This is a genomic window from Clostridia bacterium (assembly GCA_024685775.1).
GTDB lineage: Bacteria > Bacillota > Clostridia > Christensenellales > CAG-1252 > CAG-1252.
Window position 1 is genome coordinate 12302 of record JAIKVL010000033.1, and the last position, 21444, is coordinate 33745.

At 52.8% G+C, this 21444-nt stretch carries 12 protein-coding genes; 1 reads left to right on the plus strand and 11 read right to left on the minus strand.

The annotated features are described in order from the left end of the window. Positions 1-232: 232 nt before the first annotated feature. The 3 genes from K5753_06140 to K5753_06150 all read right to left on the minus strand — a co-directional run bounded on the left by K5753_06140 (position 233) and on the right by K5753_06150 (position 6077). Positions 233-2356 (minus strand): bacterial Ig-like domain-containing protein, encoded by a 2124-nt coding sequence (locus K5753_06140; protein MCR4726775.1) that lies wholly within the window; start codon positions 2354-2356, stop codon positions 233-235. A 563-nt stretch (positions 2357-2919) separates the two neighbouring features. Beyond that, positions 2920-5430: a bacterial Ig-like domain-containing protein gene (locus tag K5753_06145; GenBank protein ID MCR4726776.1), complete on the minus strand. Its 2511-nt coding sequence runs from the start codon at positions 5428-5430 to the stop codon at positions 2920-2922. A gap of 227 nt (positions 5431-5657) precedes the next feature. After that, positions 5658-6077, minus strand: a complete 420-nt coding sequence (locus K5753_06150; GenBank protein MCR4726777.1) for a hypothetical protein — start codon at positions 6075-6077, stop codon at positions 5658-5660. Positions 6078-6232: 155 nt separating this feature from the next. Between K5753_06150 and K5753_06155 the strand changes: the two genes are divergently transcribed. Further along, the gene (locus K5753_06155; protein MCR4726778.1) at positions 6233-7033 is read left to right on the plus strand and encodes a biotin--[acetyl-CoA-carboxylase] ligase; all 801 of its coding nucleotides are present in this window, start codon (positions 6233-6235) and stop codon (positions 7031-7033) included. On the opposite strand, the gene K5753_06160 is transcribed toward K5753_06155, so the two are convergent. The 8 genes from K5753_06160 to K5753_06195 form a co-directional block, all read right to left on the minus strand. Beyond that, complete coding sequence (locus K5753_06160; GenBank protein MCR4726779.1) at positions 7001-7843, minus strand: hypothetical protein; 843 nt, start codon at positions 7841-7843, stop codon at positions 7001-7003. The genes K5753_06155 and K5753_06160 overlap by 33 nt on opposite strands. Positions 7844-7953: 110 nt before the next feature. Further along, the gene (locus tag K5753_06165; GenBank protein MCR4726780.1) at positions 7954-11343 is read right to left on the minus strand and encodes an ATP-binding cassette domain-containing protein; all 3390 of its coding nucleotides are present in this window, start codon (positions 11341-11343) and stop codon (positions 7954-7956) included. Positions 11344-11441: 98 nt separating this feature from the next. After that, positions 11442-12158, minus strand: coding sequence for a signal peptidase I (locus K5753_06170; protein MCR4726781.1), 717 nt, complete (start codon positions 12156-12158; stop codon positions 11442-11444). Positions 12159-12197: 39 nt separating this feature from the next. Further along, positions 12198-14834, minus strand: coding sequence for a hypothetical protein (locus K5753_06175; GenBank protein ID MCR4726782.1), 2637 nt, complete (start codon positions 14832-14834; stop codon positions 12198-12200). Positions 14835-14854: 20 nt separating this feature from the next. Further along, positions 14855-16435 carry a hypothetical protein gene (locus tag K5753_06180; protein MCR4726783.1) on the minus strand — a complete coding sequence of 527 codons (1581 nt, stop codon included), beginning with the start codon at positions 16433-16435 and terminating at the stop codon, positions 14855-14857. A gap of 77 nt (positions 16436-16512) precedes the next feature. Then, a complete protein-coding gene (locus K5753_06185; GenBank protein ID MCR4726784.1) occupies positions 16513-17412 on the minus strand; it encodes a signal peptidase I in 900 nt (299 codons plus the stop codon). Between the two features lie 17 nt (positions 17413-17429). Beyond that, the gene (locus K5753_06190; protein ID MCR4726785.1) at positions 17430-18383 is read right to left on the minus strand and encodes a hypothetical protein; all 954 of its coding nucleotides are present in this window, start codon (positions 18381-18383) and stop codon (positions 17430-17432) included. Then, a complete protein-coding gene (locus K5753_06195; protein ID MCR4726786.1) occupies positions 18364-21135 on the minus strand; it encodes an EAL domain-containing protein in 2772 nt (923 codons plus the stop codon). Before K5753_06195 ends, K5753_06190 begins: the two co-directional genes overlap by 20 nt. Positions 21136-21444: the final 309 nt, after the last annotated feature.

Sequence of the window (21444 nt, forward strand, 5' to 3'; positions counted from 1 at the left end):
AAGCCATGCTTCTCCGTCCGCCCTATGAGCGGTAAGCAGGTAATCGGCGATTTCTCCGCTCCGCTTCGCTTCGGTCGAAATGACAAGATAGGCTTAGTCCGTGCTGTGACTTCCTCTTTTGTCATCCTGAGCCACGAAAGTATCGAGCGTGTCGAAGGATCGCCTTGTACTCTCACCCGCGAAGCTCTGCCTCTCCGTCCGTGCTACGGGCGCTATTTGATCTTATGCGATTTTATGCAATGGTATAGGAGAAATACGTAATCAACCCATCAAACGACACCGACGCGTAGAACGTCCCCTTTTCGGAGGAGTCGTAGCCGCCGATCATATCGTAGGTCAAAAAGACGGGCGTCGAAGAGCCGTCGGAATAGTTTGCGTAAAGGACGTAGCCGGAAATATCGAGCCCTTCGCCGACCGCGAAGGTCGTCTTGCCGCCCGATGTATCCACCCAAATTCCGCTCAAAGTGATTTCCTGCATACGGACGACGACCCAGCCGAAATCGCTGAATCCTAGGTAAGAAACGCGGATAACGTAGCTATCCGGAACGTTTGGATCGAAGGCAGGGTCATCGAAAGAGTACGTTGCACCGAGAGGGATTAACGCCGCAAGCGTCTTTTCCTCCTGCCGCTTTCCGCCCTCGTAATCGAGGACGACGACGCATTTTTCGGGATCGAACGCTTCGCCGACGTCATACTCCTGCATTTTGATCGAAAGCCCCGTTATGCCGAGGACGGTGTCGTCCGCGACGTTTACGTTATATTCGAGCGACTTGCCTTTATAGCGGATCGTGATGCGCTGCGAGCCCACGACGCCCGGAGAAAAACCTTCGATCGAGACGGCGGCATTCGATAAAAGGACGCTGCCCGTCCGCGCGCCGTAACCGAATTCGAGCGTCAGCCGCGCGCCCGAGGGGATGACGAGCGCAGGCGAGGTCTTATAGGTCTTATCTTCCCATCCGGTCAAGCCCGTTATTGCCGTCAAAACGTCGGAATCATCGGGCGAAACGACGGTTACGGACTGCGTCGCCGAAAAGCCTTGATAGGTCAAAGTCAGATCCTGCAATCCGGGCGTGTTCGGGTCGTAACCCGAGACGTATTCCGCAGTCAACGGGACGCTTTTATGCGAATAACCGTAGCCGTATTCGACCATCAGCGTGTAGTCGCCGAAAGTGAGGGCGTCACCGAGGTAAAGCCGCCCGTCCGCCGCGCCGCGCCAAAGCGTCGAAAGCCCCGTGATCCGCTTCGAATCCTCGTTTGAGACGACGCGAACGGTCGCGGATTCGGAGATCCCCATATAGGAGATCGTGAATTCGACTTGCTCACCGGGCGAATCGAACGGTCCTTTGGTAACGACCATTTCTTCCGTCAGCGCCACGCGCACCGAACCCGTGTAATATCGGTACTTAACGCTTAAAAATGCCTCTTCGAGATCGGGCTTTTCGCCGACTTTATAGACGCGCTTCGGCAAAATCAGCTCCATATTTTCGATCGCGTACTGCTCGCCTTTCAGATACGCTTCTGCGTTGAAAACGAAGGTTTTTCCGCGATAAGATAGTTCCAAAGTCGTCTGGTAATTTTCCGCTCGCTCTTCGAGCCAAGAAGTCTTGATCTCGACGTATTCGTTATAAATCGAGACGTTTTCCGTCGTCAGATCGGTGTAGGTGACGAGGATGGTCCCGTTTCCCATAACGTTCTCTTTGGTCAGCGGCGCGCCCTGCTCCGCATAGAGTTTTCCCGCCGCTTCAAGGGATTTTATGACCTTCATTACCGTGTAACGGTAAACGCAGGAAATCGAGCCTCGGAAAGTCACCGTCGCTTCATATTCCCCGCTCTTCGCGCTGTCGAATCCCGAGATCATATCGGGCGTAATCGGGAAGGATCGGAAGGGCTTATCTTTATATGACAAGTCCAATATTCCACCTGTGGAAATAGCTTCGTTCGGCTCGTATTCCGTCTTCATACTGCCGACCCGTACCGAACATTCGGTTTCTTCCAACGAGACGACGAGGACGGTCGCGGGGATCGAACGATTTTTATAAGTGACCGTAACGTCCTTTTCGCCCCGCTCCTGTGTGTCGAACGGCGAAAGCATATAAGGCTTTACTTCGACGCGCGTTTTCTTCCCGGATCGCCGCGTAACGACGAGGAAAAGCCCGCCGTCATACTCTTCTCCCGCGAGGAGGACGGCGCCGCCTTCGGCGGTCACGCTCTTGATCGGGAGCGTCAAGCCGAGCGAAAGCCCCAGCGCCAAAACGACGAGAAAAGCGCAGATTATCGCGATCGCGACGATCTTTTGCTTCGCCGTCCAAGCGGCGAAGAACTCTTTGATTTTTATCAGCTTTTCCCGTATTTTCATTTCAGTCCGTTTTACTCTTTTGCTCCGATTTCTCAGCATTTTTCGTTAGTTTTCGCGCGCGCCGCGCGCCTTTTCCCGCTTCACATCAGGGGATCCTTCACTGCGTTCAGGATGACGCATTATTACCCAATTCGTCATGTTGAGCGAAGTCGAAACATCTCATTATTTCTTGCCGCTTCGCATTAGGGGATTCCTCGACGACGGCGCTTTTGCGCCTGCTCGGAATGACGCGCTTTTTTTCGTTCGTCATCCTGAGCCGCGAGAACATCGAGCGTGTCGAAGGATCTCATCCGCTTCCTCCATTTCGTCATCCTGAGCCGCCGTTAGGCGTGTCGAAGGATCTCATCCTATTCCCGTCCGCCCTGCGGCGGTAAACAGGTAATCGGCGATTTCTCCGCTCCGCTTCGCTTCGGTCGAAATGACATTGTAGTCGGAGTCTGCGCCGTCACTTTCTTTTTTTGTCATCCTGAGCCGCGAGAGTATCGAGCGAGCCGAAGGATCGCCTTGCACCGCTACCCGCGAAGCCCTGCTTAAACCTTTCCGCTTTCCTTCCGTAAGCGCCGCTATACGCGCTCGCGTACGGAATACGCGTACACCGCGCTCTTTCCCCCATACGCGATCGTTATCGCGTAATCGCCCGAATTTTCCGTCGAAAACTCGGGAGCCATATCCGCCGTTACGTTGACATGAGCCGACTCGCCCGACGCATACGACACCGAAAGGACGACGCCCGAAAGCGCGCTTCCCTTTTCGAACTCGGTCACCGAAGAACCGTCGATCTCGATCCGATCGACGACCGCTTCGCCGCCCGCTGCCGCAAAGGAAACGAGCGCATGGCAGGTTTTGCCCTTATAGGTGATCTCGACGCGTTCGACGCCGACTCTATCCACGGAGAACGGCGAAATTTCGACGCCCGCGGACGAAAGAGGAATATAGACGCGCCTGAGTCCGTAGCCGTATTCAAGCGTCAGAGGAGCCTTGGTAAGATCGGGATAGACGCCGACCGAAGAGCGGATCTCCTCGGCGTAGATCGCCGTGATCTCGGTTTTTTCGGAGACCGGATGCACCGCCACCGCAAAGGACTTTTCAAAGCCCTGATAGCGGAAAAGGACGGAGCTTTGCCCTTCTTCCGCAAAAGGCCCGCCGGAAAGCATCGAGGCTTCGAGCGGCAGGGTCTGCTCGGAATAACCGTAACCGAGCGTCAAAAGGACGCTTGCTCCCGCGATCGCTTCCGCGGTCAAAGAATCGCCCGCGAAAAGGACGGGATTGAAATCCAAAAGCAACGCATCCGTCGGTTTGTCTTTATCTTCCGCGGCGATCACGCGGATCGTTGCGGAGCAGGAAACGCCCTCGTAGGCGATCGTAATCGTCGTCTCGCCCGGCGCGGAAGAATCGAAGCCCGAGATCGCGGCGCTCGAAAGCGGAATCTCGCTCTCCAAGCGATAATTCCCGCCGTAATAGGCGATCAGCCCCGCTTGCGGGAATTCGGGCGAGCTCCCCGTCAAGACGATCGAGGGGAGATTATAGACGGCGATCGACGTTACGCGCGCGGCGTATGCGGCGGAAAGGACGTTTACGGTCGATTCGACGGTCTTCCCGAGCAGGCTGACCGTGATCGGGCGCGTCTCGTAATCTCCCGTTACGGGAGAAGAAGCGTCGAACGCGATCATCGACGATTCGAGCGGGACCGAAGCGGGTTCGAGGTATTTATAGCGGACGAAGACCATCATCCCCTCGACATCCGGTTCTTCTCCCGCAAGAATGGGCTTGAACGCGCCGCTGAGCTCGATCTCTTCGACGGCGTTTCGCTCTTCGGGATCATAGACCGTTACGGTAAAGAAGCATTCTTCTTCGCGGAAGACGACCTTTTGCCGCGTTTCGCCCACGGCGGACGTAATATACGTCAAGGTCAGCCTCGGATCGTTCAGCGGGATATTCTCCGTTTCACCGTCCTCATACGAGATCGCGAGGAAGCCGAATCCATCGAACGCGGAATCCTTCGGGACGGCTTCGGTAAACCCAACCGCCGTCGCTTGCGTTATGCTTCGCAGGACGACGTAAGAATAAGCGACGGTCTGACCCTGCGCGGTGATCTCCGCTTCGAACCGCCCGGCTTTCGAAGAATCGAACCCGACGACCTCCGCCGCGGTAACGGGGATATCCGCCGTCGTCCCGTCGTCATACGAGACCCGAATGACGCCGCCTTCGGGGAAGGCGCTCCGCTTTTCGATCTCGCGCGGAAGCAAATTCTCGACGAGGACCGCCGAGACCGATTTTTTGCCGACCGAATAATAGTAATCGCAAGAATAGGAAGAAAGCGAGACGCGGGCGCGGAAACTTCCGCCGAGAGCCGTCGAGAAATCGGAGACCATTTCCGCCGTAAGCGCGCGGAGAACGGTCCTGCCGCTCGCGTATTGGAATTTAACGTTCACGCCGCTCGTAAAAAGCGGTTCGCCGACGGAGTACTCCGACTTCGCGCCCACAAGCGAGACCGACGCGACGGAATCTTCTTTTACCGTCAGCTCGAAAGAATCGGACTCTCCCGCGTAGGTCACGCTGACGACCTGCGCCCCGAGCCGCATGGGATCGAAGCCGCCGAGCATCGAAGCCGTGATCGGGACGCCCGTTCGGGCGGCGCCGTTTATCATCGTCGCGCTGAGCGTCGCGCCTTCGGGGAAAGGTTGCCCCTTATAGACGACGCGCGGCAACGTTTCCTCATCCAAGGAGATCGCGGTCGCGACGAGCGGCCAAATGCGAAGACGCACTTTCGTTTTTTTCCCGGCGAAGGTGATCGTGATCATACAATCGCCTTGCTCGGAACTGTCGAACCCGGAAATCATATCCGCCGTAATCGGAGTTACGCCGAAATAATCGGTTTGGTACCCGACTTTCAAAGTCCCCGTCGGATCCAACTCGTCGCCGACGAAATACTCGGTCTTGAAATCATCCATAACGGAGAGATACAAAGGTCCGTCCGAAGAGCTTTTTTTACACGCGGAAAAAAGCACGCTCGAAATCAAAGCGAGCGCCGCGATCAAAAAAACAAACGTCGAAATTTTTATACTCTTCCGCATACGGTTTCCTTCGCTCAGCAAGCGCGCCAAGCACTATAAGACATTATAAAGAATAAGGTGGGGTTTTGTCAAGGCTCGGCGAAAGCCAAAAGCTACCAAACCGAATAGGTTCTCTTAATCAAAGTTGAGAAAGCATTAAAAATCGGAAAAGACGGGATAAAAGCGGCGAGCTTCGGGGTTTTCGCAAAAACGGAAAAAAGAGACGGATCAAGCCGCCTCCCGAAGGATCATTCGCCGAACCGCTTCGCAAGGCTTGCGGGATAGCGCTCGGGATAAAAATCGAAACGCGAGAGTCCTCTCTCCGCGCGTTTCCTCTCGACGGACGGAATGCGGGAAAGAAAGCTCGGGATCGTTATGACGAAAAGGAAGAGCGGGCCCCACGCCAAGGACGCGAGATAATGCCCGTAAGCCGCGCCGCGCGCCGCTTCGGGAGCGGAAACGCGATTCGAGATAAAGGCGAATTCGCCGAGGCGCAAGGTAAAATCGAAGGGATGATACAAGACGATCATACCGCGATATTCGGAAAAGGTCGAAAACGGGAAAAGGAGGACGGCGAAAAGAAGCCCGAGAGCCGTCGAAGGCAAGCACCAAACGACGCTCAGCAAAAGAAGCCCGAGTCCTTTGAAAAACCTCTGCGCTTTTCTCATTTTTCCTCCCCCGAGCGCTCGCGGGACTCCCCGCGCCGCGTTCCGTTTTATTCTATCACACCCCGCCCGATTATTCAAGCGAAAACGCGTCCCGTTTCTCTCGGAAAGATCGACGCGGGCTTGACGAATCCCACGAATTATTGTATGCTGAATCCATGAAAAAAATCGACCGAAAAAAAGTCCTGCTCTCCCTTGAAAGCCCTTTGGGAGAACCGCCCGCGAACGTTTGGGCGCGCTGCGGGAATTTCCCCGTCGAAATCGTCGCGAAGACGGGATCGACGAACGACGACTTGAAAGAAGCCGCGCGAAACGGCTCTGCGTGCCGCGCGCTGATCGCGGAAAAGCAGACGGCGGGAAAAGGCAGGCAGGAAAGAAGCTTTTTCAGCGAAGGCGGCGTCTATCTGAGCGCGATCCTTCCCCCGCTCGGCGAAGCCGCGCCTTTCGTCACGCATATCGCGGCGGTGGCGGTCGCGGAAGCTCTTCGCGCTTTGACGGGGAAAAACGCCGAGATAAAATGGGTAAACGACGTCTACATAGACGGGAAAAAAGTCTGCGGGATCTTATGCGAGAGCGTCGTTACGGAAAAAGGCAGAGCGTACGTCGCGGGGATCGGCGTCAACACGTCGGAGCCCAAAGGCGGGTTCCCCTCGGAGATCGCGGAAACGGCGGGCGCCGTTCCTTGCGACCGAAGCGCGCTCGCGGGCGAAATCCTGAAACGCCTTTTTTATCAACTTGTCTGTTTTGATCGGAAAAATCTGCAAAAATCCTACACGGAACTCTGCTTTTTACAGGGGAAAGAAGTCGTCGTCGTGCAAAACGAAAGCGAAAGACCCGCGACTGTCCTCGGACTGACGGAAGATCTCGGATTGACCGTCCGCTATTCGGACGGATCAAAAGAGGATCTCCGTTCGGGCGAAGTCCGCTTACGCCTCCGGCGCGCTGACCGTGATCTTTAATTTCGCATACGGAGGGAGCGCGGATTCCGCGATTTCGATCTCGATCTCGTAAATCCTTTCGCCGAAATCCAGCCGCGCATTCGCGTACTTCATTCCGGCGCTTTCTTCATAAAAGGTAACGTCCGCAGCGTTGAGCGCAATATAAGCGGAAACCAGATCGCTTTCCGTCATGTGCGTGATCGAGAAGCGATACGTCGTCGAATACGCCCCGACCGTCTCTTTCAAATCTTCGGGAAATCCCCCGAAATATCCGAGTAATTCTTCGAGAAAATCATTTTTCCCTTCAAAGGAAACGTAATGCGGGCAGTTTTGCAAATGACCGTTGCCGCTTTTCTTTTCGATCCCGCAGACTTCGCACCGCTCCGCGTTTTCCGAAGAAGGTCTCGCGACGACCGTTTCGTCTTCTTTCTTCGGCGCCTCGCCGTTCGGGTCGATCGGCTCTTTCCCCGCGCCTTCGTTCGCATTTTCGTTTGTCTTGTTTTCGTCCGAAAAACCAGGCGTTTCCGCATTTTCCGCGTTTGGATCGGTCGGAGGTTCGGAGGGCGCGTCTTCTTCTTTCGATCCCGTCTCGTTTTTCTCTTCCGTAGGGGTCGGTTGCGCTTCTTCGGGTGTTTCGGACGTTTCGGCGGGCGATTCTTCTTTCCCGATCGACTCCGATCCGTCGCCGCCGACCGCTCTTTCTTCCGACTCCAAAACGGAAGGTATCTCGCCGCGAAGAGAATTCCGCGCGACCTCACCGCAAGCGGCAAGCCCGAGAAGCAAAAATACAGCCGCTAGAACGGCGATCGCGAAACGGATTTTTCCTTTCATAACGATCTTATTCTACCGTTTTTCGACAAATTTCGCAACATCGCAAGCGATATTGATAAAAAAAAAGGATAGGGAATCTTTGAGACTCCCTATCCCGCTTTTCTTTTCGATTACAGCGCGCGGATGCTTTCGACCGGAGATTTCTTCGCCGCGAAGAAGACGGGAAGGAATGTCGCGAGAACGGAAATGAAGATCGAGACTCCGAAGATCAAAGCGACGTTGATCGGTCCGAAATTCAAAAGCTGCATCGAGACCGCATCGACCAGCGACCGATTCAGGAAGAAGCAGACGATAAACGATCCGACCGACGCGAGAATAAAGCAAATAAACGCGATGATGAACGCTTCCGCGTAGAAAATCTTGAAGACGTCCGATCCTCTTGCGCCGACCGCGCGCAGGATCCCGATATCTTTGCGCTTCGCGGAGATCGAAACCGCAATGAAGTTCAAAAGGAACAGCGCGGCGATCGCACCGACGACCAATCCGACGATCAGGAAAATTTTCTGCAACATTTTGATCATGGAAAGGAACATTTCGAGTTGCTCGTAGACTCTGCTCTCGACGCCGTACTTCACGTTGTCGCCCCCTTTCAGCGCAGAAGTGATCTGCGCTTGCGAATTATCCGTCGGAGAGAAAATCAGATTGTACTTCGCATCGTCCGGGCGAACGTAATCGGTTTTATACGACATACTCCAATGATAGCCGCCGTCTTGATTCATCGTGGCGTGCGCTTCCATCCAAGACTCGGAAATCGCATAATAAGCGCCGAGGTTTGCGACCGAAGAATCAAAGTAACCCGCGATTTCAAGCGTTCCCGAGGCGTTATACTTGTCGCGGAACCAAAGCGTTCGTACGAAAGAATCTACGTCGCACGCAAAAACTTTATCGATCTCATCGACGCTTTTCCCTTTTCCCGCGAGGAACGCGTCGACGGCCGCTTTGTACTCTCTGAATTCATCTTCTCCGCAACTCCGGTTTTTGAGGGAATCGATAACGTTCCACACGATATCGTTATCAAAGATGGATTCGTTAACGTTCCAATAGTATTCAACGATCAAGCCGTATACTGTTTGGAGATAATCCGTCTTGAAATCCGAAGAAACGACGGCTTCGATCGCAGCCCAATCCGCGGCGGTCGGCTCGATCGCGTTTTCCGACATATTCACATAATATTGAATTTTTTCGTAGGCAGCCGAGAAATTTTCCGTAGAATACCCGTTATTCCGAAGAATGGACGCGGCGTCGTACAAATATTTTCTGTACATAAGCTTTTGAAACCAAGTTTGAACGTATCCGACGTACGGCGCGGGATCGGTCGAATTCCAAAAAGCGTTCGTCAAATCGTCGTTGAAAAGCGCGCGCGCCTCCGGATCGAAAAGCGCATTATCTCGGCAGCGATTGAAATAGTTTGCGAGCGCGTTTTTCAACATCTCGCGATACGTTGAAAAATTCAGATATATTTTTCCGTCTTCGAAAGAGGGCTCCGCGATCACGGTTCCGTTCGGCGCATAAAAAACGATTTCGCTTTTATGATTGTTGCAAAAACGATCGGTAAAGATCGTTTCGCCTGCCCACTGTTCGAGGTCTTGATCGTTTCTTTCATTCGAAAATCGGATGCTTTTGAAATAGCGCCCGTCGAGGTTTCTCATATTACTGTTTTTCGGCATCCGATCCTTATAGGCGTCGTAAAAAGAAGCGCCGACGAAAATCACGGTATTGAAACTGTTTCTCAAATAATCTTCAAAAGAACGTTTCAAATTTTCTCGGTTTTCCTCGCTGATGGAATTCGGCGAGGTTTTCAAAACGTCGAACTTGAACGGAATCGATTCGACTGAGACGATGCCTTTGATCGTAAACTTGGAATCTTCGCCTCGGAAAACATCCCTGCCGCCCGACAAGCGGATGGTTTTCCCGATCAGATCGGAGACGGAATTCACGTTCGCGCCTTCGGTTTCCGCAAAGAGTTCGGCGAGATACTCGGGAAGCGCGATCTCGTTTTTCGCCGAAGGATATTCCCCGATCAGGCGATACCCGACGGAAGAAAGATACTCCGCGCCGCAATCGGAAAAACCGAGAGCCGTCGTAACGGAATAAAACGACCGATGGTCCGAACCGACGGAAACGGGAATATAGCTATCTCCCGAAACGAGATCCAAAGTATAGCCGGAACGCTCGTAATACGAGTAGTCCGAAAAGTCGAAAACGCCCGCGAATTTGAGCCCGTCTTTGCTCTTCGATCCGACTTCGGACGCGCCGAATAACGTCGTAACGTAGTCCGTGTCGCGATCCATGACTTCTTCATTCCCGGAAGAATCCATGCGAATTTGTTCACACATCACCTTATAGGATTTGCTCAGCGTGAGCATAGGATAATTCGCTTCTTTCAGCGCTTTGGAAATCGAATAGTTCGAATCGTACAGCATAAAGGTGGAAGCGACACCGAACATGACGAACGCCGCGACCGATAAAAGGATCGTAAAGATCAAGCGGATCGGCTTGCTTTTGAGACCGCTCGCGCCCATCTTGATCGCGTGCCCCATCGGCAGGCGCGACTTGATAAACTTCGTCTCTTTTCCGTTATACGCTTTCGTTTCTACGGCGTCGGTCTGCTTAAAGGATTCTTTCGAGCCGTCGTCATTGATCTTGCAGGCGCGCTTTACGTCTTTGAGCTCGCGCTCCCCTGCCGCGATGATCGCTTCGCCGCCTTTCTTTTTCAAAACTTCCGCGATCTTTTTAATATCCGCATCCGTGATCGCCGCGCCGTCCTTGACACGGATCGTGTCGTCCATAACGACGACGTTCTCGTCGGAATTTTCGGGTTCGATATAGGTTTTGCTGACGTCCGAAAGGATCTTTCCGTCTTTCAGTTCGATGATCCTGTCGCCGTAAAACTCCGCGAACTCCCGATCGTGAGAAACGACGATGACGAGTTTGGTTTCGGACAGCTTCTTCAAAGTGTCCAAGACCTGCTTTCCCGTGTTGGAATCGAGCGCGCCCGTCGGTTCGTCCGCCATAATGATCTCGGGCTGTTTGATAAGAGCGCGCGCGATCGCGACCCTCTGCTTCTGACCGCCGGACAAGGTGTTCGGTTTTCTCTTCCCGTACCCCTTCAAATCCACCTGCTCCAAAAGATCGGCGACCGCCTTTTTATCGTTCGGTTTGTTTTGAAGTTGCAGAGCGAGCGCGATATTCTGCTCGATCGTAAACTCGTTCAAAATGTTGTACTCTTGGAAGACGAATCCGATAAAGGTATTCCGATAGCTGTCGAAATCCGCTCCGGAGAATTCCTTACTGCTTCGCCCTTTCACGAGGATCTCGCCGCCGTCCGGCTTATCCAAGCCGCCCGCGACGTTCAAAAGCGTCGATTTACCCGAACCGCTCTTACCGAGCAAAAAGACCATTCCTTTTTCGGGGAACGTTACGGAAACGTCGTCGAGCGCGCGCACTTCGACGCCGCCCTTTCCTGCGTAGACTTTGGTCAGGTTTTTAACCTCTAACATATTTATTCTCCCTTTTTGTAATACTTTAATTATATATGATTCTATTCCTTATATCAATAGGAAAAATAAAAAAAAGGGAAGAACCCTTCCCCTTTTCGTTACTTTCTGCGTTTTCTCTGCGCTTCTTCCAGGCGCTTTTTGCTCGCGATATACTCCTCGACGGCTTTTCTTTTGATCTCGTCCTCTCTCTGCTTGATGAGTTCTTCGGGAGTGAGCTGCTCTTTCTTCAATTCCGCGTCGTCCTTCATCTTGCAAGCGCGCACGAAATTGATGATTTGGATGACGAGCAAGCAAAAGAGCGGGACGAAGACGATCAATCCGAAGCCGAGCTTACTGCGGAACGCATTGTAGACGAAGGTCATGACGACGGACGTCCGAACGTACTTCCCGATGACGTCGGTATACTCGATCGGTTTATCCGCGATCCCGTAATTCGCGTCGCCGCAGGTCGTCAGTTTCCCGTCCTCGACGCCTTCGCTTATGATCCTATGCGTAACGATCTTGCCCGAGAGCTCGCCTTTCCCGACGAAGGTAACGATATCTCCCTTTTTGAGTTCGTTTTCGGAACCCACTTTTTTAACGATAATGACGTCGCCGACGTCCAAAGTCGGGCGCATGGATCCCGAAATAACGGTATAGACCCCGTAACCGAAGAGATTCGGACGCTTCGCCGTCTTCACCTGAATGAGCGTAAAGATCACGAACCCGAGCAAAAGAAGCAGAAACACCGTTACGACGGTGCTTACGATCTTTTGGGCGACGGACGGCTTTTTTCCGTTCGTTTCTTGTTTTTTAACGCTTTCTTTTTCTTTCATAGTCGCGTAAAGAGACGGCGAACCGTCTCTTCTCAATGCTTATTTCTTTTTATCTTTCTTTTTGTCTTTCTCTTTTTTATCCCCGATCACGTCGTGAACGTTCTGCGGCGTTATGGAAAGAGGCGTGTAAGAACGCGGGATAAACGTGCGGGCGCGGCCGCCGTCCGAGGGATTCGGAGTGACTTCCGAGATCTTCGGCTCTTCTCTCTCGATCGAGTTTTCTTCAAACGAACGCGCATCTTCGGAAGGCGACGTCGGCGCAAACGGTTTCGGCGCCAAAATATCCTTCGCGGACGGCGTGTAGGGGTTGGGCGCGGCGGGCTTCTTCGATTTGGGCGAGGTCGGAGCGAAGCTGGTGGCGCCTTGCGCCTTGTTCTCCTCTTCGAGTCTCTTCAACTTCTCTTTGAATTCCGCCTTCTCTTGCGCTTTCTTCGCCTTTTCCTCTTCCTTCTTCGCTCTCGCTTCTTCTTTCTTTCTGAGCTTGAAGGCTTTTCTCTCCTCTTTCGAAGTCGCGACGTTCTCGCGATCTTCCTCGGGGGTCAGCTTCATCGCGGACACGTCCTTGTTGATGAGCTTCTCGTCCACGTTCAATTCGTCGATAAAGCTCCAATCGTCCTCCGCGGTCGGGAGCTCTTCTTCCTCTTCTTCTTGGGGCGCTTCTTCGGGTTCGGGCTCGGGCTCTTCCTCGGGAACGAAGTCGAAGACGACCTCTTCCGCGTTCTGACCGAGCTCCGTATAGCCGATATCGCCGACTTCGGGCGTAGGCGCGACCGCCTCTTCCTTCTCTTTTTCAAGCTCTTCCGGCGTAAGTTTATCGTTCAGAATCTCGTTGATCTGTTCCTTTCCGTAGGTCAGGACGTTGACGTCTTCCGCCTCCATCGCGTCGGCGCGCTCTTCTTCGGTCGCGGTCACGCTGTCGAAGTTAATGAGCTGCGCAAGCTCTTCCATATCGATAATCGCCTGCTTTTGCTGGGCTTCCATATCGGCGTAGTGCGTGCTGATGAGCTCCTGCATCGTGTGCTCTTGCTCGCGGCGCATTTCCTCGATCCTGCGGATCTCTTTTTTACGAAGCAATAACAGCGCTTCGCCTTCGATCGGAGCGATATAGGTCATCGTCTTTTCGCGTTCGAGCTGCTCGGCGAGAAGTTGCTTTTCGGTCGCCATACGCTCTTCTTCCGAGCGTTGGATCGCAAGCAGTCTTTCCTTTTCCGCGGCGAGGCGCTTCTCCATTTCCGCTTCTTCTTTGCAGAGGCGCAAACGCATGAGTCTTTCTTCCGCGCGAACGATGCGATCGTGCATCTCTTTCTTTTCGCGTTTGATGCGCTCTTGTTCTTCCTTCTGCGCGAGCTTCATCGCCTTTTCCGCTTCTTTCTCCGCGCGGATACGCTCTCTTTCTTCGGCTTTGCGGCGTTTTTCTGCGTCCTTCGCGTCCTTCTCCGCCTGCCTGAGCGCTTCGAGTTTAAGCTCGGCTTCCTCTTTGAGCTGTTGCTTCAACAAGGCTTTTTGCCGCGCGCTGTCTTCCTTGGCGGTGTTGATCTTATACTGGCGAATGACGCGATCCAAAGCCGCGTTCATCTTGCGAACGTCGTCCATTGGGACTTCGCGCTCGCCCGGAACCGTCGTGTACAAACGGCGGATCTCGTGAAGATCCATATGGAGCTGCGGGAAATCGTCCGGGACGAAATCGTCGATATTCTTGGTCAGGTATTCGTTCTCGACGTTCTTTTCTTTTTCGAGATCTTTCTCTTCCACGAGCCCGCCTTCGGCTTTCGCCGCCATCGACTCGATGATAAGAGTGTTCAAATAAATAAGGTCGCGATACTTTTCGGAAACGGAAGGCGAAAGATCGCGCGTCTCCGTAACCGTTTCGACTTCGAAACCGATCTTGTTATACGATTCGATGAACTGCCAAAGGACCAGAGCTTTTTTGAAGTTCGGGTCTTTCAAGATGACGTTCGTACGGGTGATCGGCGGGCGGACCAGCGCGCAACTGACCATTTCCTTCGCGAACGGGCTCGCAAGGAAGCTCGAAACGATGCTGTTGATCCTTTCCACGCGTTGAACCAACGTTCGGTTGTCGTCCGCGCCCATTAAGTTTTCCACCGGCATATTCGCGGTGGTGGACATTGTGTAGCTGATCGAATTATCATTTTTCAGTCCGAAATCGGAAGTAACGTTGACGACGATCTGGTCGCTGTTCGCGTTCGCCTGCTTGATCAAATTAAAGCGGCGGGTAATGAAATCCTTCGTCTTCAAAAGGAGGGTATAGATAAAACGGTTCTCGTAAATCTCGTACGACTCTTCTTTCGACGTGTTCAGGATTTTACTCGGAATGACCATTCCGTCTTTGGTAACGGAAGAAATGTAGTTCGTGTGCTGCGCAAGGTGCTTGACGGACTCGACGGAAATACTCCTCGCGAGAGAGATATCGACGATATCTTCTTCGACGACGATGAACTTACGCGGGTTACGAACGATCGTGTCGAGCGCGACGATACAATCTTCGAGGGTGTCGATCCAACTCTCGTCGAAGATCTGCTTTTGGAAGCGCTGCGACACTTGAAAACTATTCTTACCCTGCGCGATATAATCCGAATAATCGGAATAAAAGTCCTCCTGTTTGAGGAGCGTACTCAGGTAATATAGATATTCTTCGTACCTTTTCTTGTCTGCCATTCCCTATCTTTCCCTTACCGTTAGAAGAGTTTCTTCAACCTTTCGAGGTATTCCTTACATTCGGTCATGTTTTCCTCTCCGAAGTGATCGGAAAGGTATTGGATATAGTCGTCAACCTCGTCGCGGATGTAGGCAAGGTTCAAGGATTCGAATTTACGAAGGATCTTGTTACAGAGGACGTAGTCCAAGCCGTCGATCTCCGTTCCGCCGCAAGCGACGTACACGGGGACGAATTCTCTTAATTGCTTAACGATACGGTTACCGAACGCCAAGCGGAAATGCTCGATAACGTAATCATCCATCTCTTCGAATTTTCTCAGGTTCTCTTCGCTGACCTTATGCTCTTCCTGCGCTTTTGCAAACAGGGATTCGAGATACTTATAAGACAGCGGCATCATATTCGTCAAAGGCGCGTCGAAAGGCTTCGCCTTGCTGTTGATGTTGATCGGCATACCACGGTCGTAAACCTTATCGGAGATCGCGAACGTCGAGTCATCGTTGTTCGCCGTTCCGACGAACCACATGTTTTCCGGCAAACGGAAACGACCTTTTTCAACGTGCTTCGGGTCGGAAGGCCAACCGCTCGGAACGAGGTCGACGATCCATTGATCACGCGACGGCATTTCGAGAATGGACAACATTTCCGCGAAGTAGTACTCGACACGCGCGATGTTCATTTCGTCGAGGACGGTCAGATACATATCTTCGTTATAGGTCGCGTCGTACATCGCTTTCAGCGTTTCCGTTTCGTTGAACCTCTTGGTAAATTCGTTGAAGTATCCGAAGATTTCGGTTCTATCACGCCAAGACGGCTGAACGGAAGCGATCGTCGTCGGGTTGTCGATAAAGTGACCGATACATTCGGGAAGTGAGGTTTTACCGGTACCGGATATACCTTGCAGGATGATGAGCCTCGTCGTTGCAAGACTTGCGAAGAACAATCGAATGATCTTGGGTTCGTAATAAAGCTTACGCCACGGTCTGTCGGGGTTATTCGCCGCGTAATTTCGGAAGGTGTCGCAAAGCTCCGAAAGCGTAAAATCCTTTCGGAATTCGGTATGACGCTGCGAGCCTTCTTCCGCGTATTGGTTATCGACTTCCGTCAGCTTGTAGAAACGGCTCTCGCCTTCCTTTTTCGCGCTGGACGTGTCTTCGCCTTCGTTTCCTTCCAAAACGTCGTAGCCTTGATAGCCGATCTTCAAACCGAGGATGCGGTCTTTTTCTTTCGTCAATTTAACGATCTGACCTTTTAAGTTTCCGATCTCGTCCACGAGGTCTTGATTCAAAACCCTCGAACCGAAGAGTCTTTTGAAGAAACGGACGAGGAAGTAAGCGCCGACGACGACGATCGCAAGAAGAGCGAGAACGACGAGGATAATGATCACCCAAGCGCCGATCCATTGCCCGGTACTCATCTGCTTCATCGCTTGGAATTTTTCTACGACCGCAATATAGCTGTCTATCGCGAACAATTGACGGAACGCGCCGAAGAAACCGCCGTACCAATTAAAACCGGAAATACCGTGCGGTTGCGTATAGAAAAAGCCAAGAAATCCAAAGAAGAATACTTGCAAAAATTCTTTTATAAAATCAGTAAACATAGGCTTTACCCTTCCTTTCCCATTTTCGCTCGGGCGCGACGAACGCGCCTTCGCTCTTTCGTTTCACGCGCCGAAACTTACGCTTTTGTCTCTTCTCCTTTTTGATCGGAAGCGCCGCCATCTCCCGCAGCGGGGCTGAGCCCCTGACTCTTCAAATACTCTTCGATCGCCTTGCGCTTGATCGCTTCTTCGTCGATCGATGCGAGAGCCGCCTGCTTCGCGCTTTCCGCCGCCGCCGCTTTCGCCTTCTTCATCTTGTTTTCGACGACGATCTGCGCGACCAAATAAATATTATAGATCAGCAACAATCCGAGAGGAATGATGATGACGTAGATGAAATGGTATCCGTCGCGGATCCAAGTCAACGCCGAACCGAGTCCGTTGATATGGAACGCATAAACGGCGAGGATATCGCCCGCGAGCTTATCCGCTTCGTCCGGGAGCGGGTTGGCGTCGCCCTGCGTCCTGTACTTCTTGACGCCGTCGACGTCTTTGACTTCGATAATTCTGTGCGTTACGAGAATGACTTGACGGCTGTTGTCTTCAAGCATCTTGAACGTCACGATGTCGCCGACTTTCAGATCGTTCCCGCCTTTTTTCGGGCTCGTCGCGAAAACGAGCGCGCCTTCGGGGAAACTGTCCTTTTTATCCCCGTCCATTGATCCCGTCAAAACGGGAAGTAACTTCAACCCGACGGGAGAGACCTTGTCGCCCGATTGCGGGTTCAGCATAACGACCAAACAAATGACGATCGCGAGGACGACGAAAGCGATCTGCACGGCGAGAACAACCGCGTTCGCGATCCTTTTGCCTTTGCTCATCGGTTTCTTTTCCCTTTCGTCGATTTTTTTCGCCGCAGATTCGACTGCGGGAGCCGCCTCGACCGTTTCCGCATTTTCTTCGACCGCTTCGGTGACGGGCGTCGCCGCGGTTTCTTCCGTTTCGGTTTCGTTACTCAATTTCTTGTCTTTTTCCATTTCAGTTTGTTCTCCTCTTAGCTTTGGGTGACGAATTCGACCGCAAGTTTGACTTGCCCGCCGAGAATACCTCTTTCGCTGTCTACCGTGCTGGACGCGTCGCCGATACACTGCGGATCCTCGCCTTCCAGCCAAATAATGATCGTGTACTTAATGATCTCGCCGGGGTTTAAGGGGAAGAGTTCGCTGTTCAGGACGTAGCCGCCGCCTTGGAAAGGCTTCGCAAGCCAGACGCCGTCTTCCGCGATCGTTCCTTCCTCAAACGTGAATCCGTTGAAAACGTCGATCGTCTGCGGTTTGTAATTCTTCCCGGGGACGACTTCTTCCGGAATCACGTTTCCTCCTTCGTCGAGAAGGTTTTTGCCTCTTTGATCGGTCTGCGGCGCGGAGTAGACCGAGATCGTTCCGTAGTTCTCGTCCGTCAGATCGGAATCCTTGATGACGAGGACGCGGATCGCTTTATCCATATTCCGCATCGCGCGTTCGATCGAGATCATTTCCCGATAGCCGACCGCGCCGGTTCCGCTGTTTTTCAAATAGAACGACGTCGCGATAAAGAAATCCTGCGTGCCTTCGCCCTTGTAGGGACCGTTCGACTCGTAAATATCTTTAATCTTTCCGTCGATATAGTTGCACAAAGTACTGTTGTCCATATTCTTCGGCGCGGCGACGTCCAAAACGCTGGTCGGGTTCGTAAACTCGAAGTCCTTGGAAAGAGAGAGCCACGAAGTACCCGTCTGCGAAACGGTAACGCGGAAGTTGTTGTTATCCACGAAACGCATAATCGCGTACGTTATGCCCGCGAGAAGGGTGACGATAAGCAAGAAGAGCAGAAGAATGATAATGACCGCTCTTCTGCGCGCTTGCCGACGGACGCGTTTGTTTTTGATAACGTACTCGTTCTCCGCCGCCAATTGCTCCTGAATCAGTTGATCGGGAGTTTTTTCAACGTCACTCTTTGTTTTCGCCATTGTTCTTTACCTTAGGCACCGGCTTTATGTTCGTCAGCGCCAAATTGATAATTCTCATCGGGCGCGCGACCGCATCGCCCTGTATGACCTTTACGCCGTGATCGAGAAGGATCCTCGCCTCCTCTTTATGCTCGCAGTTGATGGACGTCGTTACGATATTCTGAACGTCCGCATACCCCGTTATCATATCGAGGTGAGAAAGCCGCTTGGAGCTGTCGCCGCTGTAATAGCGGGCGTCCAAACGGAGATAATCGAATTCGTACTCGGTCAAGACGCGCATACTCGCGCTTTCCGCGTTGTCGATCATAATGAGCGCGCCTTGCGTTTTCAAAGTGTTGATCGCGCTGATGCCGACGTAGCCGACCGCTTCGAGCATCGCGCAGTCGAACGCGAGAATCAGGTTCTTATGCTCGGTCTGCATTTTGTCGACGAGCTTCGTCAAGGTTTCCTGTTTCAGCAAAAGACGGCAACTGATCTTGACCGCGAAACGAATATCCGGGTTCTCGTTGCAATCCTTTACGACGTTGTCGAGCGCGATATAATTCAATTCCTCGATACGGGAGCTGCCCTCCGCGATCGCGAAATACTCCTGCGGGATCATCTTGCCGAGGAATTTATCGTTCAGGACCTGATACACGTTCAGATACTGGACGACGCCTTCCTCATTGATCGCCGCGTCGTAAAAGAAGACGATCGGAGTCGCGAGCGCCACGCCCGCATTCAGGGTCTTGGCTTTGCTTCTTTGCAGTTCGAGAAGGTCGCGCGCGGTGAGACCGTCGTCCGGCTTATACCCCTTCGGGACGCCCCAAGCGTCCGTCGCGCCCATCTGCTCGCGAAGATGCTCGGTCAATTCGCCGTAAACGTCGGCGTACTCTTCCCCTTCGCGTTTTACGAACGGTTTATCCTCTTCGCCTTTGAAGACGGCGTTTTTGATATACGGGTATTTCTCCGCGAACGGAACGTACGCATAGCGCTTGTTGCGTTCGAGCCCGTTTTCCTTCATCAACTCCGTGATGAGTTTGACGGCTGCGTCGCGCTCCTTTTCGTTCTCGATCTTCAAAAGGAGCTTCGTGCCTTCGTAACCGATCTGATCCGAAGCGTCCTTATGCTTATACTTCCGCGTCGGATATTTTTTCGGATCGAGCGCAAGATAGAGCCTGACGATCTCCGCGACGATCGTAATACGCGCGATCAGCTTTTTGCCCGACTTGAAATTGTCGTTCTTGACCGTCATTTCGGATTTGACCGTCTTGTAGGACAAAAGCTCGTTTTTGATCTTGCTGTATAAGATCTTGATCGTGTTCGGGCACTGGTGGATCTTGTTTTCGAGCGTCAGAGGAAGGACGCTTAACGGCTGCGCTTCTTCTTGGACGATTTGGATCTCCTGCTCCGGCTCTTCGGAAAGACCCGCGGCTTTTCTTTCTTCCGCGCGCTTTTCCTTGATGAGGTTTTGCTCGTCCTTCTCTTCGAGAGAAAGATATTTGCCTTTCGTGTCCAGAACCGCGTCGCTTCTTCTCGGGAAGTTCGGGAGATAATCCACCGTTTCCGGATTTTCAAGGCGGCTTATATTGAATTTGCCCATCATCAGGGCGAGAAGCTCGATCACGATCGCGAATTCGTCGTCGTTACGGACGCGAAGCAACATTCTCGCGTCGTCGAAATCGACTTCGGAACGATCCGCCTGCTTATAGCGATCCACGTCGAATTCCACGGGATCGAGCGCGAAATAGATGCGGGTGAAACCGGCGACGGACAAACGCGCCAAAACCTGCTTCCCGCGACGGAAAACCTCGGTCGCCGTCTGCATTTCCGCCTTGACGCCATCATACGCCAAGATCTCGTTTTTGAGCTTGTTGTAATACCTGCGCTCGCGCGTGTCGGCGAGGGCGAGTTTATTTTCGAGGCTGCGCTTCAAAACGGCTTTGCCGTCTTCGTTCAAAAGCTCGCCTCGCTCGTTATACTTCGGCTCCGCTTTCTTCGCCTCTTCCTTTTCCTGCTCTTGCTTTTCGAGGTACTCCGTTCCATCTTCGGCTAAGGTCTCGGCGTTATCCGCGATCTGATCCAAGAGCTCTTGCCTTTCTTCGAAGTTGCCGCCGTAGACGAAGTCGTCCATCGCGCCTTCCGCCATGAAGGCTTGCATATAGTCGTCGTCCATAACGAAGGCCTCGCCTTCACCGTTTCCTTCCGCGGGAGTCGAAGACGTTTCCTGCGACGCCTCGTTCGACGATTCCGCAGACTCGGACTCAGTCGGTTCTTCCTGCGCGCTCATCGCGGGCGCGACGGCAAAAACGACGTCCGAAGGCTCGGCGGACATAATCCCGTCGTCCATCGCCTGCACTTCGGCGAGAAGCGCGGCTTCTTCTTCGGGATCGAGCGGCGCATCCTGCGACGTCGCGGATTCTTCCGCGGCTTCGGATCCGTCAACCGAACTTTCCGCTTCTTCGGGAGCGGGCTCTTCCGTCTCGGTTTGCGGCTCGGTGGGACTTTCCGGCGCCGTCTCTTCGGCGGAGGCTTCGGATCCGAGATCTTCCGATGCGGGATCGGGGTTCTCGGTCGGTTCCGTTTCTTCTTCGGGGACGAAGGGCGTTACGGCAGTCGCGTCTTCACTGACGGGACGAAAAGAATTCGCCCGCTTGGGCGCTTCCGTTTCTTCGGTTAACGCTTTTTGATTCTCGGCGTCGAATTCTTCTCCGTACAAAACGGAGGAATCCTCTTTACGCTTCTTCTTATCAGTCCGCCATTTGAATGCCAAAGCAACCTCCCGACCAGTGTCAACAACCCAAAAGAATCGCAAAACACCGATTACTTATCGGAGATGCGCTCTTTCGTTTATTTTTATTCGCTTCGAGATCGGGAAATTCTACTCACTTTTCATTGAAAACCGCGCAAATATTCGCATTTTTCAAAATTTGAAGCAAGGCATACCCTCTCCCGTTTAATCATTATACCATACATTCCTTTTCGATACGGAATTATTAAGAATTCTTAATGTTGCTAATTCCTGTAAAAATCCAGCTTTTTCGGGACATTTCGACTTATGTTAGAGCAAATTTACAAGAAT

What these genes read in the sequence shown, in the direction of transcription:
- K5753_06140 (MCR4726775.1), bottom strand. Translation starts at nt 2,356, where the DNA reads ATGAAAATACGGGAAAAGCTGATAAAAATCAAAGAGTTCTTCGCCGCT.
- K5753_06145 (MCR4726776.1), bottom strand. Translation starts at nt 5,430, where the DNA reads ATGCGGAAGAGTATAAAAATTTCGACGTTTGTTTTTTTGATCGCGGCG.
- K5753_06150 (MCR4726777.1), bottom strand. Translation starts at nt 6,077, where the DNA reads ATGAGAAAAGCGCAGAGGTTTTTCAAAGGACTCGGGCTTCTTTTGCTG.
- K5753_06155 (MCR4726778.1), top strand. Translation starts at nt 6,233, where the DNA reads ATGAAAAAAATCGACCGAAAAAAAGTCCTGCTCTCCCTTGAAAGCCCT.
- K5753_06160 (MCR4726779.1), bottom strand. Translation starts at nt 7,843, where the DNA reads ATGAAAGGAAAAATCCGTTTCGCGATCGCCGTTCTAGCGGCTGTATTT.
- K5753_06165 (MCR4726780.1), bottom strand. Translation starts at nt 11,343, where the DNA reads ATGTTAGAGGTTAAAAACCTGACCAAAGTCTACGCAGGAAAGGGCGGC.
- K5753_06170 (MCR4726781.1), bottom strand. Translation starts at nt 12,158, where the DNA reads ATGAAAGAAAAAGAAAGCGTTAAAAAACAAGAAACGAACGGAAAAAAG.
- K5753_06175 (MCR4726782.1), bottom strand. Translation starts at nt 14,834, where the DNA reads ATGGCAGACAAGAAAAGGTACGAAGAATATCTATATTACCTGAGTACG.
- K5753_06180 (MCR4726783.1), bottom strand. Translation starts at nt 16,435, where the DNA reads ATGTTTACTGATTTTATAAAAGAATTTTTGCAAGTATTCTTCTTTGGA.
- K5753_06185 (MCR4726784.1), bottom strand. Translation starts at nt 17,412, where the DNA reads ATGGAAAAAGACAAGAAATTGAGTAACGAAACCGAAACGGAAGAAACC.
- K5753_06190 (MCR4726785.1), bottom strand. Translation starts at nt 18,383, where the DNA reads ATGGCGAAAACAAAGAGTGACGTTGAAAAAACTCCCGATCAACTGATT.